This is a genomic window from Streptomyces sp. NPDC033178 (assembly GCF_055577685.1).
Map to the genome: position 1 here is coordinate 125,627 of NZ_JBVIPT010000004.1, position 17,375 is coordinate 143,001.

At 70.0% G+C, this 17,375-nt stretch carries 8 protein-coding genes, 2 tRNA genes and 3 pseudogenes; 3 read left to right on the plus strand and 10 right to left on the minus strand.

Annotated features, from left to right (window positions below; translation table 11 throughout):
* The 3 genes and pseudogenes from ACZ5VQ_RS11270 to ACZ5VQ_RS11280 form a co-directional block, all read right to left on the minus strand.
* Window positions 1-1,762 (minus strand): tetratricopeptide repeat protein (locus tag ACZ5VQ_RS11270; RefSeq protein ID WP_469104679.1); only part of this gene is annotated, 1,762 nt, incomplete at its 3' end.
* The gene (locus ACZ5VQ_RS11275; RefSeq protein ID WP_469104680.1) at window positions 1,759-2,184 is read right to left on the minus strand and encodes a hypothetical protein; all 426 of its coding nucleotides are present in this window, start codon (window positions 2,182-2,184) and stop codon (window positions 1,759-1,761) included. The genes ACZ5VQ_RS11275 and ACZ5VQ_RS11270, both read right to left, overlap by 4 nt.
* A 1,312-nt stretch (window positions 2,185-3,496) precedes the next feature.
* Window positions 3,497-4,458: pseudogene (locus ACZ5VQ_RS11280) on the minus strand (IS481 family transposase).
* 56 nt (window positions 4,459-4,514) lie between these two features.
* Between ACZ5VQ_RS11280 and ACZ5VQ_RS11285 the strand changes: the two are divergent.
* Window positions 4,515-5,479: pseudogene (locus tag ACZ5VQ_RS11285) on the plus strand (tyrosine-type recombinase/integrase); the annotation flags it as partial.
* A gap of 77 nt (window positions 5,480-5,556) precedes the next feature.
* On the opposite strand, the gene ACZ5VQ_RS11290 reads toward ACZ5VQ_RS11285, so the two are convergent.
* Window positions 5,557-5,629, minus strand: a tRNA-Arg gene (locus tag ACZ5VQ_RS11290).
* A gap of 231 nt (window positions 5,630-5,860) precedes the next feature.
* A tRNA-Ser gene (locus ACZ5VQ_RS11295) sits at window positions 5,861-5,951 on the minus strand.
* 379 nt (window positions 5,952-6,330) lie between these two features.
* On the opposite strand from ACZ5VQ_RS11295, the gene ACZ5VQ_RS11300 reads away from it, so the two are divergent.
* Together ACZ5VQ_RS11300 and ACZ5VQ_RS11305 are read left to right on the plus strand one after the other, a co-directional pair.
* Window positions 6,331-6,789, plus strand: a complete 459-nt coding sequence (locus tag ACZ5VQ_RS11300; RefSeq protein WP_469104681.1) for an SSI family serine proteinase inhibitor — start codon at window positions 6,331-6,333, stop codon at window positions 6,787-6,789.
* A 278-nt stretch (window positions 6,790-7,067) separates the two neighbouring features.
* Window positions 7,068-11,732: a response regulator gene (locus ACZ5VQ_RS11305; protein ID WP_469104682.1), complete on the plus strand. Its 4,665-nt coding sequence runs from the start codon at window positions 7,068-7,070 to the stop codon at window positions 11,730-11,732.
* Between the two features lie 146 nt (window positions 11,733-11,878).
* On the opposite strand, the gene ACZ5VQ_RS11310 is transcribed toward ACZ5VQ_RS11305, so the two are convergent.
* From ACZ5VQ_RS11310 to ACZ5VQ_RS11330, 5 genes and pseudogenes are all read right to left on the minus strand, one after another.
* The gene (locus ACZ5VQ_RS11310; protein ID WP_469105005.1) at window positions 11,879-13,522 is read right to left on the minus strand and encodes a long-chain fatty acid--CoA ligase; all 1,644 of its coding nucleotides are present in this window, start codon (window positions 13,520-13,522) and stop codon (window positions 11,879-11,881) included.
* Window positions 13,523-13,701: 179 nt separating this feature from the next.
* Complete coding sequence (locus tag ACZ5VQ_RS11315) at window positions 13,702-14,247, minus strand: SigE family RNA polymerase sigma factor (RefSeq protein WP_362071171.1); 546 nt, start codon at window positions 14,245-14,247, stop codon at window positions 13,702-13,704.
* A 366-nt stretch (window positions 14,248-14,613) separates the two neighbouring features.
* Window positions 14,614-15,786, minus strand: coding sequence for a lipid-transfer protein (locus ACZ5VQ_RS11320; RefSeq protein WP_469104683.1), 1,173 nt, complete (start codon window positions 15,784-15,786; stop codon window positions 14,614-14,616).
* A gap of 128 nt (window positions 15,787-15,914) precedes the next feature.
* A pseudogene (locus tag ACZ5VQ_RS11325) lies at window positions 15,915-16,295 on the minus strand (MaoC family dehydratase); the annotation flags it as partial.
* Window positions 16,296-16,312: 17 nt separating this feature from the next.
* Complete coding sequence (locus tag ACZ5VQ_RS11330) at window positions 16,313-17,374, minus strand: acyl-CoA dehydrogenase family protein (protein ID WP_469104684.1); 1,062 nt, start codon at window positions 17,372-17,374, stop codon at window positions 16,313-16,315.
* Between the last annotated feature and the right edge of the window lies 1 nt (window position 17,375).

The following is a 17,375-nucleotide window of genomic DNA, read 5'->3' on the forward strand; positions in this document are numbered from 1 at the left end:
GGACGGCCTCCAGCAGTGGGACGGCGCGTTTGTGATCGCCTGCCGCTTGGTAGGCGGTGGCGAGGTTGTTGCGGCTGTTCAAGGTGTCGGGGTGGGTGTTGTCGAGGACCTGCTCGCGTTGGGCGAGGACGGCCTCCAGCAGTGGGACGGCGCGTTTGTGATCGCCTGCCGCTTGGTAGGCGGTGGCGAGGTTGTTGCGGCTGTTCAAGGTGTCGGGGTGGTTCTCGCCGAGGACCTGCTCGCACTGGGCGAGGGTCGCCTCGTGCAGGGGGATGGCGCGTCGCAGATCGCCCGCCGTCTGGTAGGCGCTCGCGACGTTGTTGCGACTGTTCAAGGTGACATGGTGCGTATTGCCAAGCGCATGCTCGTGTTGGGCGAGGACGGCCTCCAACAGGGGTACGGCGCGTGCAGTGTGGCCCTGCTGGTGGAGTCGTTGCGCAGCGTTCTCATACGCATTGGAAAGTGGGCCGTTGTGGTGTTCGGGTGGTCTGGTGGCGGCGAGGGTGACGAGGTGGGGTGTAAGGGCATCCCACTGGTCTTCGGTTGGAGTGTCCTGGCCTGGCGGCGGGGTCAGGCTGTGGAGGACTGCTTGTTCGGCGCGGTCGCGTCCTTGCAGGTGCCGGGTCGACCGACTGTCGTTGGTTTGCTGCGGGGTGCGTAGGACAATCTGGACCAGACGGTGGAGGCTCAGCGTGGTGCCGGTGTCGGCGACCATGCTGTACGCGGCTAGGGTCCCGGCGGCCTCGGCGATGTCGTCCGGGTCGATGCCGGCCGGGGTGAGCAGGCTGTGGGAGATGTCGTCAGGGGCCAGCCAGGCGGCGGTGTGCAGCAATTCCACAGCCAGCGGATCAGCCGTCTCCAAGGCATGGAGAGTGACGTTCCAGATGCGGGCAAGGGTGCGTTCGGCGTCGCTGCCGTGGGCCGTCTTGGCGAGTTTGGAGTCAAGGCGGCGGCGGTAGGCGTCGAAGCTGATGCCGCGGTTCTGGGCCAGGTAGGCGCTGGCCTGTTTGATCGCGAGAGGGAAGTGCCCCAACTCGACGGCAAGAGCTCGGGCTTCGGCCTGCTGGCGTGTGGTGGGGCTGGCGTCCTTGAAAACAAGTCGGCACAGCAGGTTTGTGGCGTCGTCAGGGGTGAGGTTGCCCAGGTTCAGGGTGGGGGCGCTGTCGGGCCAGCCGGTGGTGCGGCGGCTGGTGGCGAGGTGATGGCCTTGGTGGAGTGCGCCGGTGTAGGGGGTGAGGTCGTCGGGGTTCTCTACGTTGTCGTAGATCAGTAGCCAGTCCGGATGCCATGCAAGCCACTGCATCGCCCACGCCACCTGCCCCACCCGATCGACCGTAGCGGCCCAGCCGGGCACCAGGGTGTGGGTGAGGGTGGTGAGTGAGGTCTCGATCTCGTCGGGGGACGCGCCGTTGATCCACCAGATCAGGGCGTAGTCACCACGGTGGCGGTGGGCATAGTGCAGGGCGAGCGTGCTCTTGCCGATCCCGCCCAGACCATGCACCGCCCCGCTCTGCGTGATCGCACCCTCGCGCCGGCTGCTCAGGATGCGCCGAAGCCGGGCCAGTTCCTCCTCCCGCCCCAGGCAGAGGGCGGCCGGGGGCAGGTTGGAGGTGCCCGGAGCAGCGGATACCTTCTCCGGCGTGTGCAGTACCTCGGCCGGCAGCACGTCGCCGGTGTACGCGTTCCCGATGTGCTGAGCAGCGATCGGCCTCTGCCCGGTCGCCTCGATCCGCAGTCGAGACAGCTCGTCGTCGGTGCTCACGGCCGTGGCGCGGTGTGACCGTCACCGGTGATTGCGTTCCCGATGTGCTGAGCGGCGATCGACCGCTCACCGGACGCAGTAATGGTGACCGAACCGGCAGCCGGAGCTGGCAGCATCGCGGACAGTTCCGCACGCAACTCGGCATCGTCCTGCAACGCCCGTCGAAGCAGCCTGCCCAGCACTGCCGCCGTGTAGGACGCGTCCTGCTCGTCGGCGGCCTCGTCCACCACGCGTTCCAACTCCGCCTGGCCCTCCTCGTCCCGGCGCCGCCATACCGTCCCAAGGATCCGCCGCCCCAACGTGACCGTGGCATCCGCCGCCGCGTCCTCTGCCCGGGTAAGCACAGCTGCCCCGTACGCACCGACCGCGGCCGTCAGATATGGACCCGCCTGCTCGACCAACTGAACGATCTCGGTACTCACTTGTTCCCCCGACCTCTGCGGCTCTGAAAGAGACCAGCGTAGGAAAGCCAGATCCTCTGTGGAGTCAAAACGTCCGAAGCGCTTATAGCGGTTCCACGCACGCCCATCCCCTGCCGATCTGTACCCGCCTCCAGCAAGGTTGGCTGAACGGCTGGGTAAAACTATGACCTGATACGCAACGCAGGTGCCGTCCATAAAGAGTGGACGGAGCCCGAGCACTGAGGATGTTCCTTTGAGTTTTGTCCTCATCCTTATCAGGTCGATCATCGGGAGCTGTCGACGTCGGCCAACCCGTTCTGTGCTTCGGCTGGCTGACCACTGAGGTTCGGTGTCGACCGGCGCCGTTCGTGCTTGTTGGTGTCAGGCTCTGGTGTCAGAAATCGAGGCTTCTGATGCGGCACTGGGTGGTCATGACCGCATGCCGGGCCGCAGCCCTTGCTCAACTCGACTACCGGCCTTGACCAGCCAGCCATAGCCTCACTTCCTGCCAGGCGGCCCGCCCTTCTGCCTCTGGCTCCGCGCCCCACCACCAGGAGAAGGGCGAGTCGCCCGAATCCAGCTCCTCCCGCCACCAATGGACGCTCTCGTTCAGGTGCTGACGGGCGATCGGGCCGTTCTCCATCTCCCAGCGGGCCAGCCACGGAGTAACTGAGGACCCCGCCGTCACGCAGCTCTCGAATACCTCGGCTGCCGAGGTCGGCGGGGATTGCGTCCGCAGGGTCCTGGTCCACCACGCGTCCAGGAAACCCTCGACGGCCTGGGCCTGCGGGCGGGGCCACTGCGGCCAGCCTGCCGCAGCCAGTCCCCGAGCCATGGTCTGGCGTCTTGCCCACCGAACTCGGTACCAGACGACTCAGGCCGACAAGCGGATTGTGAGGGCCAGAACGCTCAAGACGAGGGGCCACCGTCCGCGGCGGATCAGCGGCTCGAACGGCGCGCCAAGAGGTGAGCTCCCCACGCCGCACCGAACAGCCCCAGCGGGACGACCACCCCTCCGAACGCTGCGGCCTCCCAAGATAATCCGCTTCTGAAGCGCAGCACGCACATCAACGCCAACGACACCGGTGGGCAATAGAAGACCACGTATTTGACGTCCCACTCATGCACTTCAACCCCCCGCTGCCGCATAAGGAGCCGAAGCTTCCCACAAGACCGCAACGAACGGCACTAGGTCTGGGAGACGACGCAATGAGTGACCTCAGCCCTAGGGCCTTCTCAACCCACCACTAACCCCCGCTCCCATCCCGTCCGCCGTCGGCCCACACACCGTGGAGCAGGCGTGGTTCAGGGGTGTGCAACTGAAGATCACCGATTACGCCTGGGTCGTGGTCTTCTGCTTGAGGCGTTCGTAGGGGGTCTGGCCGCCGAGGCCGCCGTGGGGGCGATGGTAGTTGTAGTAGTCCTCCCACTCGCGCAGCTTGTCGTTGAAGACCTCGGCGTCGTCGATGATGACGCCGTCGAGGAGCCGGTAGAACTCCTCGGCGTCGATGCGGTGGGAGCGTTCGACCTTCCCGTTCAGTCGCGGTGTGCGGGGCTTGTGATGTAGGTGTGGGCGATGCCCTTGTCCAGGACGTGCCAGTGGAAGGCGGATTGGAACTCGGCGCCGTTGTCGGTCTGGATGACCTCGACCTGGAACGGCAGGCGCTGGATGACGTAGTCCAGGAACTGAATGGCGGTGGCCTGGTTGAGTGTTGGGTAGATGCGCAGCACGCGCAGGCGGGTGCAGTCGTCGATCGCGGTGAACTGGAAGTACTTGTTGCGGCCGCCCCGGCGGCCCTGGGGCATTGAGGCGAGCGGCTCGATGAACTTGACGTCGATCTGGACGCGGTGGCCGGGCAGTTGCTTCTCGTAGCGCTTCCATCTGCGGTCGTGGCGCTTGTAGCGCTGGGAGGCCGGCAGGCGGCCCATGTCGAGGCGGTTGAGGATGCGCCAGACGCCCGACTTGCTGATGGTGACGTCGTGGTACCGCTTGAGGTACATGGCGATCTTCTCTGGGCCGAAGTGGTAGTTCTGCCGGAGGTAGATGATCTTCCCAACCACCTCGACGTGCGTCGCGTTGGGGCAGTGCTTGGGCGCCTTGGAACGGGTGCGCAGGCCCTCGACGCCCTCGGCCTGGTAGCGGCGGTACCAGGTGTAGTACGCCTGTCGGCTGATCCCGAAGTAGCGGCAGGACATGGCGACGTTCCCGGTGACCTCTTCGACGTGGCGTATGACGGCCAGGCGCCGCTTGGCCTCACGGTCAAGCGGCGGGGTGGTAGATATGGACTTCGGCATGTGGATCTCCGTAGTGATCGGAGACCCAGGTGTCAACGATGATCGGCAGTTTTAGATCGTACGTCTCGTACGAGGGGTACGTGCGCCTCTACATCGCCCCGCACCTGGGTTCGAAACGGCTGGACAAGCTGACCGTTCGGGACGTGCGCGAGTGGCTGACCAAGTTGGCGACCGTCTGTCAGTGCTGCGCGCAGGGGAAGGACGCCAAGCGGGAAGCTCCCCGCCGGAGGTGCTGCGCGGTCGGTGACTGCTGCGAGTCGTACCCGTCCCGGCGAGTGATCCAGGGTTCCCGCGATGCTCTGTGGGCCGCGCTCACCCATGCGGTCACCGAAGAGGAGATCAGCAAGGACGTGGCGTCGTTCGTGAAGGTGCCCAAGCCTCGTCGTCGCCGGATCAAGCCGTGGTCCGTTGCTGAGGCGGGCCGGTTCCTTGCCGATGCCGCCGCTCGGGACGATCGCCTCTTCGCGGCCTGGGTCCTCGTGCTGTGCCTCGGGCTCCGCCGTGGCGAGGTCCTGGGTCTGACGTGGAAGTCCGTCGACTTCGAGAGGGGAGAGCTGTACGTCGACCACCAGATCCAGCGCGCGGGCCGGGAGATCCTGCACCGCGAGACCAAGACCGAGGACTCCGACGATTTCCTCCCTCTGCCGGCACTCTGCCTCAAGGCGCTGCGGCTCCGTCGCGCTCAGCAGACCGGCGACCGGAAAGCCGCCGGGAGCTCTGGCAGGGCAGCCATGACCTGATCTTCACCACGAAGTACGGCACACCCATCGAGCCGGGCAACATGACCCGCATGCTCGCCCTGCGGGCTCGTCGCGCCGGACTCCGGGTGATCCCGCTCCGGAACACGCGGCACACATGCAGCTCGCTCCTGGTCGCGCTGAAGGTGCACCCGAAGGTGGCACAGCGCATCCTCCGGCACTCACAGATCGCCATGACGATGGAGGTCTACGCCGAAGCGAGCGAAGAGCAGGTGCGTGCCGCGATCGGCCAGCTGTCCGACGCCATGGGCGGTACCGGTTGACGCGGTTGCTGTACTTCGCTGCTGTACGCCCCTGAAACGCCAAAGGCCCCGGATCTCTCCGGGGCCTTTGACCTGTGTGCACTCGGCAGGATTCGAACCTGCAACCTTCTGATCCGTAGTCAGATGCTCTATCCGTTAAGCTACGAGTGCTTGTGTGTTCTGTTGTGTTCGCTCTTCCTTCCGGGCTTTTCTTCCCGGTCGGCGTTGCGGGAACAACATTACATGACTGGCGGCGTGAGGCGAAATCCGTTTGTCGGACCTGGCCTGACCTGCACAAACGACCCCGAAGCGGCCCTCGGCGAGACCCACGGGACACCCCGGAACGATCAAGGAACGACCGAAGCCCCGGTCAGTGATGACCGGGGCTTTCGGGATCTTCGGCGGAGGCGGAGGGATTTGAACCCTCGATGGGATTTAAGTCCCAAACCGCATTAGCAGTGCGGCGCCATAGACCGGACTAGGCGACGCCTCCAGCACAACCGTCCGCGCGAGCGCGAATGGTGCGTGCAGATGATGACACAGCCGAGCGGGCTGTCACCAATCGCCCCCCACGGTACTAGGCGGAAAGGTCGGAGGGCAAAGCCCATCCCGCGGCGCAACGTCACGGCGCGGACGGCGTTAGAGGAGTGGGGCGCACGCCCCCGGACGACGAGACGGACGAGACAGGCGAGAGACCAGAGACCCGAGAGACCCGAGAGACCCGAGAGACCCGAGAGACCAGAGACCAGAGACCAGAGACAAAAGAACGAGAGACGAGACACCGGAGCCGAACACGGAGGTCGTCCCTCAGGTCCCGCCTGCAGGTCCCCGCCAACAGGTCCCGTCGATCCGCCTCACCCACTGGAGCCCTCATGCTGCGCCGCCTCGCCCTCACCGCCGCCACCTCCGCCGCCGCATCCCTCGCCGCGCTGTCCGCGGCGCCGCCAGCCGCGTACGCCGCGTCGCTTCCCGTCATGCCGCCGCCGGTGAGCGGGGCGGACGACGCCGACCGGCTCACCGTGACCGTGAGCAAGGCGGGCGGCGGCAAGGACGGGACGTTCGAACTGGACTGTCATCCGGTGGGCGGCAGCCACCCCGACGCCCGAGCCGCCTGCGATCAGTTGGACCGGAGGACCACCTGGGGCAAGGACCCCTTCGCACCGGCCTCGCCGGGCGGGATGTGCACGATGCAGTACGGCGGTCCGGCCACCGCGCATGTCACGGGAACCTGGGCCGGACGGCCCGTCGACGCGACGTACGCGCGCACCGATGGTTGCGAGATCGCACGCTGGGACGCGCTCGTGCCGGTGCTTCCGGGGTTCGGATCGTAGGAATGCCCGACTTTGCGGAGTTCGGTGCGTGGGGAACGAAAGGCCGAGCGGACAGAAATCGCACAGCGGGCTCATGGGTCGAGGGGGCGAAACGCACGGTCACAAGTTCTCCGTGCCTTCTGCGTCCGTTCTGCGTCCCCTCTACGTGCGACCTCCCTCTCATCCGGCGCCGCGAGCGCAACCACTGCCCGTAGACTCCCTCGCGTGACACGTCGCGGACCGGTTGGCAAGATGGCATCCGCGGTCGGCAAGGTGCGGTAACAGGGAGGAAGCGTCTCGTGAGCAGCAGGCCATCCCGAGGCGCTGCTCGCCTCGCAGCCATACTCGACGCGCTTCCCGATGCGTTGGTGCTGGTCAACGCCAATGGAACGGTCGTCAACGCCAACACCATCGCCCTGGAGGCCTTCGAGGCCCCGGGCACGGCGCTCGTCGGTCGCGGACTGCTGGATCTGCTGCCGCAGTTCGACTCCCGGTTGATCCCCGGCACGATGCGGCGGCCCGACACCGTCGACGAGAGCGGCCGCACCAGGCCCACCCGGATGATCGCCCGCCGCACCGACGGCAGTGAGTTCCCGGTCGAGGTCACCAGCGCGAACCTGGAGAACGGCCAGCAGGCGTACGACGGTTACGGCTACACCAGCGATGAGCTGCTGATGCTCGTCGTACGCGATCTCTCCGGCACCGTCGACACCGAGGCCGAGCTCGCTCGTTCGCAGCGGCAGACGGAGATGATCCTGCGGGCCGCCGCCGAGGGTGTCGTGGGGACGGACACCGAGGGACGGGTCGTTCTCGTCAATCCGGCCGCCGCTCAGATACTCGGTTTCCGGGCCAGCGACCTGGGCGGGCAGGAACTGCACCCGCTGATGCTGCACTCGCGCGCCGACGGCGAGCCCTTCCCGTACGAGGAGTCGCCGCTCGCCGACACCCTGCGCTCCGGGCGCAAGCACCGGGTGCGCGGGCAGGTCCTGTGGTCCAAGAGCGGTGACAAGGTGCCGGTCGACCTGACCACCGCACCCGTACGGGACGGCGACCAGCTCGTCGGGGCCGTGATGACCTTCACGGACCGCCGGCCGTACGACTCGCTCGCCGAGGAGAAGGACGCCGAGGCCCAGCGGCACCAGGAAGAGCTCGAACGGGCCGCCGAGGAGCACGCGAAGGAGCTGGCGGCACTCCGCGAGGAGCACGGCACGCAGGTCGCCGAGCTGAGTGAGCGGCACGAGGAGGAGCTGGCCGCAGGCGACGACCGGTACGCGGCACTCGCCGAGCGCGAGAAGGACCGGTACGAGGCGCTGGCCGCGCGGCACGAGCAGCTGCTCGCCGTGCTCGGGCGTTCCCTGCGCGGGCCACTGGACCAGCTGCGGACCGAGCTGTCGGTCCTCGCCGCGGACGACGCCGGGCAGTTGTGGCCCGAGGCCAACCAGGTGCTGCACCACCTCTCGGCCGGGTACTCGCGCATCACCACGCTCGTCGACAACGTGCTCGCCTACCAGCGCCTCGACTCCGGGACCGAAGAGGTCACCCGTACGAAAGTGATGCTGGACGCGGTCGTCGCGGCCGGTGTCGACGGGGCGGTCGAGCTGATCGGGCCCGGACGGGTGCAGTTCGCCGTGCACGCGCCGCCCATCGAGGCCGAGGTCGACCCGCAGCGGCTCGCGACCGCGCTCGCGCATCTCGTCGCGGACGTCGCGGGCGTCGACTCCACGGGCAACGCGCCGGTCTCGGCCGGCGGCTACATGGACAACACGGTCGTCGTGGCGGCCGCGCAGCGCGGCGAGGTCGTACGGATCGAGGTGCGCGGGCCGTACACCGGGGGAGACCCGGTGCACGAGCCGATCGTGCGGGGCATCGTGCGCGCGCACGGCGGAGTGCTGCAGACGCACGAGGTTCCCGGAATGAGCGGCAGCGCGTTCGTTCTCGAAGTGCCGATCGGGGGCGGGGCCGGGGCGGTTCCGGCTCCCGGTGCGGGCGCCGGTACGGCCGTGGCCGTGAGTGCGAATGCGGGCGGCGGTGTGGATCCGGGCTCGGCTCCGGGTGGTGGCGGCGTCGGTTCCGCGGTCGCGCTGCCCGAGCAGGCCTCGCCGCAGGGCGGGGGGCGACGGCGGGCCCGGCGGGCTTCCGTCGACGCCTTCCTGGAGAGCGAGGTCGGGCCCTCGACGGAGACGGCCGTGCCCACCGGGCGGCGTAGGCGCGCTGCCGGGGACGACGGCGGGGGCGGGGCTCAGCTCGCGCTTCCCGCTCAGGCCTCGCCCGACGAGGGCGGCGCCGAGGGTTCCGGCGGGACCGGACGGCGACGAGGGCGGCCCAGTCCGGCCGAGGGCGACGGCGTCTCCGAGGGCGCGGTCGTGACCGCCGCCGAGCACGCCGCCGGTGCCGCTGCCACGGGGCTCGGGGAGACCGTGCCTCCGCAGGGCGTGCCCGTGCCCGCCGGTGGACGGCGAGCGCGACGGGACGGCGAACGGCAGGCGCTGCCGGCGGCATTGCCCGCTGCGCCCTCGCCCGCTCCGGACGCGGGTGCCGTCGCGGACGCCAGTGGTGGCGGGCCTCAGCCGACGGGACGGCGTCGGCGTGCGCTGGCCGCCGCGGCCGAGCGTGCGGCGGCGCAGGAGGCGGGGCCGCGCGCGGTGTTCGCGCTCCCGCCGGCCGAGGCGGACCGCTCTCCCGAGTACGCCGCTCAGCAGGCCGAAGCCCACGGCCAGGCAGCCCTCGCCCAAGCACCCGTCGGTCAACCGGCTCTCAGTCAGGCAGCGCTCGGACACGCTCCCGCCCAGGCCGACGACGGACGCCACGACGTGGCGTCGCACAACGCGGCCGACGATCACACGCCGCCCCAGCCTCATCCGCTGCAGGCGCCCAGCGGGCGTCGACGGGCGCGGCAGGCGGCGGGCGAGCTCGATGCGGCCACCGCCACCGGGGCGCCGGGGGTTCCCGGGCAGATGGCCCCCGCGCAGGGTGCTCCCCAGGCCCCGGGTGTGCAGGGTGCGCCCGCCGCGCCGGGGCAGGCCGTGGCCGTCCCGGGGCAGGGGGTTCCCGGGCAGGCGGTTCCCGGGCAGGCGGTTCCTGGACAAGGGGCTCCTGGACAGGGAGCTCCTGGGCAGGGGATGCCCGCGCAACTGGGTCCCGTACAGGGCGTTCCCGGGCAGGCGCTGTCCCTGCCCGGACAGCTGCCCCAGGCTCAGGCTCAGGGCGTACCCGGTGAGGGCATGGCACCGCAGGCTGCTTCCGGGCAGCCCCTGCCCGTCGCCGTACCCGCCCAGGGAATCCCCGGTCAGGGCGCCCCCGCCCAGGCCGGTCCCGTTCCCGGGCAGGCTGTTCCTCCGCAGGGCATGCCGCAACCGGGTGCCCCAGGGCAGGCCCTCCCGCCGCAGGCCGTCCCGGGCCAGGCCACTCCGGCCGGTACTGCGGGAGCCGTCGGCCCCGGCGGAGTCCCGGCAGCGGCTGCGCCCACCCAGGGCACCCAGGCACCCGCGCAGAACGCCCAGCAGCAGCCCCAGATCCCCGCGGACGCGGACGCGGCTGCGGCTGCGGCACAGCAGCCCTGGCCCGGTGCGGCCGACACCTCCGGCGCCGGGGTCCCCGTACAGCAGGAGGCCGGTGCTGCGGGACAGCCCTGGCCGGGTACGGCCGACGGGCCGGTGGCCCCGGAGCCCGCGCCTGCGCCTGCGCCTGCGCCGGAGCAAACCCGTGCCGCCCAGCCGCTTCCCGCCGAGGCCGCGGCGCCTCCCGTCGACCCCAACTCGACACAGGGCCGCGCGTTCAGCGTCCGTACGCTCGGGCAGGGCGTACCGTTCGGGCGCCGTATGACGGACGCGCAGCAGCCCCGGCCGAGTCGGCCCGCGTCCCCGACGCCCCAGCCGATTCCTCAGGCCCAGGCGCAGGCTCCGGCTCAGGTCCAAGCCCAGGCCCAGGCCCAGGCCGCTCCGCAGCCGCAGGCGCCCACGCCTCCCCCGCACTCGACCAACGGCTCGGGGCGGCGTCGTAAGCTCGGCACTCGCCCCGAGCCCGTCGCCGACGTCGCCGAGCAGACGGACACCGCGGCCCGCCCGCACCCGCAGGGCGGCGGAGCCCAGTCCCGGCTGGCCAACACAACCGAGGGCACCGGCCGTTCGTACGCCATAGGAGCACCCGACGAGAACGCCGACGAGGGCCCCGAGCCGCTCGACGGCCCCGGTGGTGCGGTCGAGGTAGCGAACCAGCCCCATCCGCAGCCGATGGACGACGAGATGCCCCCGGAGCCGCTCGACAACCCGCGCCGGCTGCTGGTCTGGCCCGCGCCGGACATCACCACCCAGCAGGCGTTGAGCGACCGCGGCTACCGGCCCGTCATCGTGCACTCGCGCGAGGAGGTCGACGCGCAGATCGCCGCCTTCCCGGCCGCGCTCTTCGTGGATCCGCTCACCGGTCCGATCACGCGCACGGCGCTCCAGTCGCTGCGTCAGGCCGCCGTCGCCGCCGAGGTACCGGTCCTGGTGACGGCGGGCCTCGGCCAGGCGACGCGTGAGGCGGCGTACGGAGCGGACCCGGCCGTACTCCTCAAGGCCCTCGCCCCGCGCGACAGCGAGCAGCACCCGCCGCGCGTCCTGCTCATCGAGGAGCACGCTGAGATCGCCCTGGCACTGACCTCGACGCTGGAGCGGCGCGGGATGCAGGTCGCACGCGCCTCGTCGGACGAGGACGCCGTCACGCTGGCCTCGCAGATGCGGCCGAACCTGGTCGTGATGGACCTGATGCAGGTACGTCGTCGACGTGCCGGAATCGTCGACTGGCTGCGGGCGAACGGCCAGCTCAACCGCACCCCGCTCGTCGTCTACACCGCCGCCGTCGACCCGACCGAACTGCCACGCCTGGCGGCGGGGGAGACGGTGCTGTTCCTCGCGGAGCGCTCGACGAGTACCGAGGTGCAGGGCCGGATCGTGGATCTGCTGGCTCGCATCGGCACGAACTGAGCGCCCTTCCGGCCCAGCGCGGGTGGGTCCGCGAGAAGTGCACGTGCGCATACATGAGTTGGGGCGCTGTTTCACGTGAAACAGCGCCCCAACTCACTTAGTGCATCACATACGGACAGAAGGCCATTGCTCGCCCTCGGTGACCGTCAGATCTGGGTGACGTCCAGCTCGCCCGCCGCGTACTGCCTGCGCAGCACCTTCTTGTCGAACTTGCCCACGCTCGTCTTCGGTACCGACTCGATGATCGTCCAGCGCTCGGGAAGCTGCCACTTGGCGATCTTTCCCTCGCCGGCGAGGAACGACCGCAGGGACTCGAAGTCGGCGCCGGCGCCTTCCTTCAACACGACGGTGGCGAGCGGACGTTCACCCCACTTGTCGTCCGGGACGGCGACGACCGCGGCCTCGGCGACGTCGGGGTGGGCCATGAGCGCGTTCTCCAGGTCGACCGAGGAGATCCACTCTCCGCCGGACTTGATCACGTCCTTGGCGCGGTCGGTGAGGGTCAGGAAGCCGTCGGGGCTGATCGTGCCGACATCGCCGGTCTTGAGCCAGCCGTCCTCGCTGAACTTGTCGGCGGGGCGCAGGACTTCGGCGCCCTGGCCGCCGTAGTACGCGCCCGCGATCCACGGGCCGCGCACCTCCAGCTCACCCGCCGACTCGCCGTCCCACGGCAGCCGCTCGCCACCCGGGCCGGTCAGCCGGGCCTCGACGCTCGCCGGGAAACGGCCCTGCGTGAGGCGGTACGCGAACTCCTCGTCCGTGCCCACCACCTGGGCCGGAGGCCGCGCGATCGTGCCGAGCGGGGAGGTCTCCGTCATGCCCCAGGCGTGGCAGACGCGCATGCCGAGCTCGTCGAAGGCCTTCATCAGGGCGGGGGGACAGGCGGAGCCGCCGATGGTGACCTGGGTCAGCGAACTCACGTCACGCGGCTTGGCCTTGAGTTCCGCGAGCAGGCCCTGCCAGATGGTCGGGACGGCGGCCGCGTGCGTCGGGCGCTGGCTCTCGATCATCTCGGCGAGCGGGGCGGGCTGGAGGAAACGGTCCGGCATCAGCACGTTCACGCCGGTCATGAACATCGCGTGCGGCAGGCCCCAGGCGTTCACATGGAACTGCGGGACGACGACGAGGGAGGTGTCCGCGTCGGTGAGGCCCATGGACTGCGCCATGTTGACCTGCATCGAGTGCAGGTAGATCGACCGGTGGGAGTAGATGACGCCCTTGGGGTCGCCGGTCGTGCCGGACGTGTAGCACATGGCCGCGGCCTGGCGCTCGTCCAGCTCCGGCCAGTCATAGCTCTCCGGCTTGTCGGCGATCAGCTCCTCGTACTCGTGCACCTGGACCGACGCCCCGTCCAGCAGCGAACGGTCGCCGGGGCCGGAGACCACCACGTGCTCGATGGTCTTGAGGTGGGGCAGCAGCGGCGCGAGCAGCGGAAGCAGCGAACCGTTGGCGACGACCACGCGGTCGGCCGCGTGGTTGACGATCCAGACGAGCTGCTCGGGGGGCAGCCGGAGGTTGAGCGTGTGGAGGATCGCACCCATGGCGGGGATCGCGTAGTACGCCTCGACGTGCTCGGCGTTGTTCCACATCAGCGTCGCGACCCGGTCGTCGTCCCGGACTCCGAGGTCGTCACGCAGCGCGTGCGCCAGCCGTGCCGCCCGGCCCCCGATCTCGGCGAACGAGCGCCTCTGCGGCTCTCCCTCACCGGTCCAGGTGATCACCTGAGATGAACCGTGGATCGTCGACCCGTGGGTCAGGATCCTCGAGATCAGCAGCGGTACGTCCTGCATCGTGCTCAGCACGGCGTCCTCCCGGGGGCGACATTGCCTACGCGGTAGTAAGGGTTGGGCTGATTCTGCTCACATACCGCGCGGTATGTCACTACTCCGGGATGATCGATCACGTCACGACGGGATTCCTTGCCCCGACGTGAGCAGTGTGCTTGTCCCGCACCGATCTGCCACACCGATCAGCGCACGGGACCCAGCTCAGGGTCCTCACGAAGCTTGCCCAGCGCACGCGACACGGCCGACTTGACCGTACCGATCGACACTCCCAGCACCTCCGCCGTCTGCGCCTCGCTCAGGTCCTCGTAGTACCTCAGGACGACCATCGCCCGCTGCCGCGCAGGCAACTTCATGATCGCGCGCCACATCGCGTCGTGCAGCGCCTGCTGTTCCGCCGGGTCCCCGGCCGGCGGAGCCTCCGGCTCCGGGAGCTCGTCGCACGCGAACTCGTCGACCTTCCGCTTCCGCCACTGCGACGTCCGCGTGTTCAGCAACGCGCGCCGTACATAGCCGTCGAGGGCCCGGTGGTCCTCGATCCGCTCCCACGCGACATACGTCTTCGTGAGTGCGGTCTGCAGCAGGTCCTCCGCGTCGCTCGGGTTCGCGGTCAGCGAGCGAGCGGTACGCAGCAGCACTGGTTGGCGGGCCTTGACGTACGAGGAGAACGACGGGTACGCAAGGGTCCGCGTCGCCGCATTCGAAGCGCTGGTGCAGACGGTTGTGGTCATGGCTCCACGCTAGGAGCGCCCCCTACTCCAGCGGATCGGCCGCAGGTCCCGAAGCCGTGTCCGCCTCAGGTTGTAGGAGGGGGGCTGGCCCCACCTACTGAAGGTGGACGCCGGGCCCCGGCCCACTGAGGGTTCACCCCTGAGAGACGGCTCCCCAAGCAGTAGCCCGGACCCAGGAATGATGCGGGAGTAGTACGGCCGCACTCCACGTGCCCTACCGGAGGGTACGCCGGGGCGCCCACCGAGCGCGAAAGCGAGCGCCTTGGGCCGCGCTGCGCCCTGGCCCGCCCGCGTACTCCGCCCGGCCTGGACAGGCACCCCGCCCCGCCCGGACGCGCACCGCAGTCATCCACCCCGCTCCCGGAATCAGCCCCGATCGTCCGAGCCCAGGATCAACCCCGAGGTGGGGACCCCCGTGCCCGCCGTCACCAGCACCCGGCGGGCCCCGGGTATCTGGTTCACGGACGTGCCCCGGAGCTGTCGTACGCCTTCCGCCACACCGTTCATCCCGTGCAGGTACGCCTCCCCGAGCTGCCCCCCGTGCGTGTTCAGCGGCAATCGCTCCTCGGCGACGAAGTCCGCGGCCTCGCCCGGCTTGCAGAAGCCGAACTCCTCCAGCTGCGTCAGCACGAACGGTGTGAAGTGGTCGTACAGGATTCCCACGTCTATTCCGGCCGGCGTCAGCCCGGACGTGCGCCAGAGCTGCCGTGCCACCACGCCCATCTCCGGCAGCCCCGTCAGGTCGTCCCGGTAGAAGCTGGTCATCTGCTCCTGCGCGCGTCCCGCGCCCTGGGCGGCCGCGGTGATCACGGCAGGCGGATGCGGCAGGTCACGCGCCCGCTCCACCGAGGTGACCACGAGGGCCTGGCCGCCGTCGGTCTCCTGACAGCAGTCCAGCAGCCGCAGCGGCTCGACGATCCACCGTGACGCGGCATGGTCGGCGAGTGTGATCGGTTTGCCGTGGAAGTACGCTGCCGGATTGGTCGCCGCGTACTTCCGGTCGACGACCGCGACCTGCCCGAACGCCTCGGGCGTCAGGCCGTACGTGTGGAGATAGCGCTGGGCCGCCATCGCCACCCAGGACGCGGGCGTGAGCAGCCCGAACGGCAGTGACCAGCCGAGCGCCGCGCCCTCGGCCGACGGCTCGCGCCGCTGCACCCCCGAACCGAATCTCCGTCCCGACCGCTCGTTGAACGCCCGGTAGCAGACCACCACCTCGGCCACGCCTGTGGCCACGGCGAGAGCCGCCTGCTGGACGGTCGCGCAGGCCGCGCCTCCGCCGTAGTGGATCCGCGAGAAGAAGGACAGCTCGCCCATGCCGACCGCCTGGGCGACGGTGATCTCCGGGCTGGTGTCCATCGTGAACGTCACCATCCCGTCCACGTCGGCCGGTGTGAGCCCCGCGTCGTCGAGCGCGGCCCGCACCGCCTCGACGGCCAGCCGCAGCTCGCTGCGCCCCGAGTCCTTGGAGAACTCCGTGGCCCCGATCCCGACGATCGCCGCCCGCCCGCCGAGCGCGTCCCTCGTCCGTACGCTCATGGCCGGCTCCCCGCCTCTTGGTCCGCGGCGCCCTCGGCCCTCTCGGCTCCCTCAAAGCCCTCAGCGCCCTCTGCACCCTCAGCGCCATCAGCTCCGCTGGCTCCCTCAGCGCCATCGACTCCATCGGCTCCGGGGACAGTGACCGTGACCGTCCCCGTCACATGTCTGCCGATCCCGTTGGCCCCCACCACCCTGACCGTCGCCGTGTCGCCCTCGACCTCCTCCACCGTGCCGGTCAACACCATCGTGTCGCCCGGGTAGTTGGGCGCACCCAGCCTGATCGCGACCCTCCGCAGCACGGAGCGGGGTCCGAACCGGTCCGTGATGTAGCGCCCGACCAGCCCGTTGGTCGTCAGGATGTTCATGAAGATGTCCGGCGAACCCTTCTGCCGCGCGAGCTCCGCGTCGTGGTGCACGTCCTGGTAGTCCCGCGACGCGATGGCACCGGCGACGATGAGCGTGCGGGTGATCTCGATCTCCAGCGGCGGCAGGGCGTCCCCGACCCGCACCGGCCCGGCCTCGGTGTTCATGCGTCCCCCTCTCCGTGCACGATCAACTCCCCCAGTTCCTGGAGCACTTCGCTCCCGCATCCCAGATACGCGTCCAGCTGCCGCCCCCACAGGAAGTGCCGGTGCACGGGGTGGTCGAGGTCGGCTCCCGTACCGCCGTGCAGATGCTGGCCCGCGTGCACCACTCGGGAACCCGCCTCCGACGCCCACCAGGCCGCGGTCAGCGCGTGGGTGGCGTAGTCCAGCCCCTCGTCCCGCCGCCACGCCGCTTCGTAGGCCGTGACCCGTATCGCCTCGGTGTCCATATACGCGTCGGCCGCCCGGAGTTGGACGCCCTGCTTGGTCGCGAGCGGTCTCCCGAACTGCTCGCGGGTGTTGGTGTGTTCGACCGCCCGGGCCACCGAGCCCGCGCACACCCCGGCCTGCAGCCCCGCGAAGGCGGTACGCGCGGTGGCCAGCACGTCGTCGTACGCCCCTCGGCCCGCCACCTCCGCTTCGGGACCGCCCTGCCGCTCACCCAGCCGCTCGCCCGGTGCCCCGTCCAGTGTCAGCCGTCCCGCCGACCAGGGCGCTGTCAGCTCGACGGGCTCGCACCGCGCGTCGGCGGTCCGTACGAGCCACAGGCCGTGCTCGTCGTCGGCGACGAGGACATGCGTGGCATCGCGGAGCCACGGCACCACGGGGACCACACCGCTCAACTCCCCGGATCCGCCCACCCGTACGGCAGCCTCGGGCAGGGCGCCGGTCACGACCACCGACCCGTCCCCGATCGCGGGCAGCAGCCGCTTCCGCTGATCCGCCGAACCGTGGGCCGACACCGCCAGCAGCCCGTACACACAGCTCGCCGCGAACGGGACCTGGGCCGTGGTCCGCCCCTGTTCCTCCAGCAGGAGCACCAGCCCGAGGAGCCCTGTGTCCTCGACGGCGGCCGGCAACCCGGCCTCGCACAACGCCTTCCACAGCTCGGCGTCGCTGCCGGTGCCCGCGGCTGTCAGCCGCTCGTGCGTGGACAGGTCTCCGAAGATCCGCGCGGCCAGATCGCGGGCCGCCGCCTGCTCCTCCGTGGGCGTGAAGTCCATG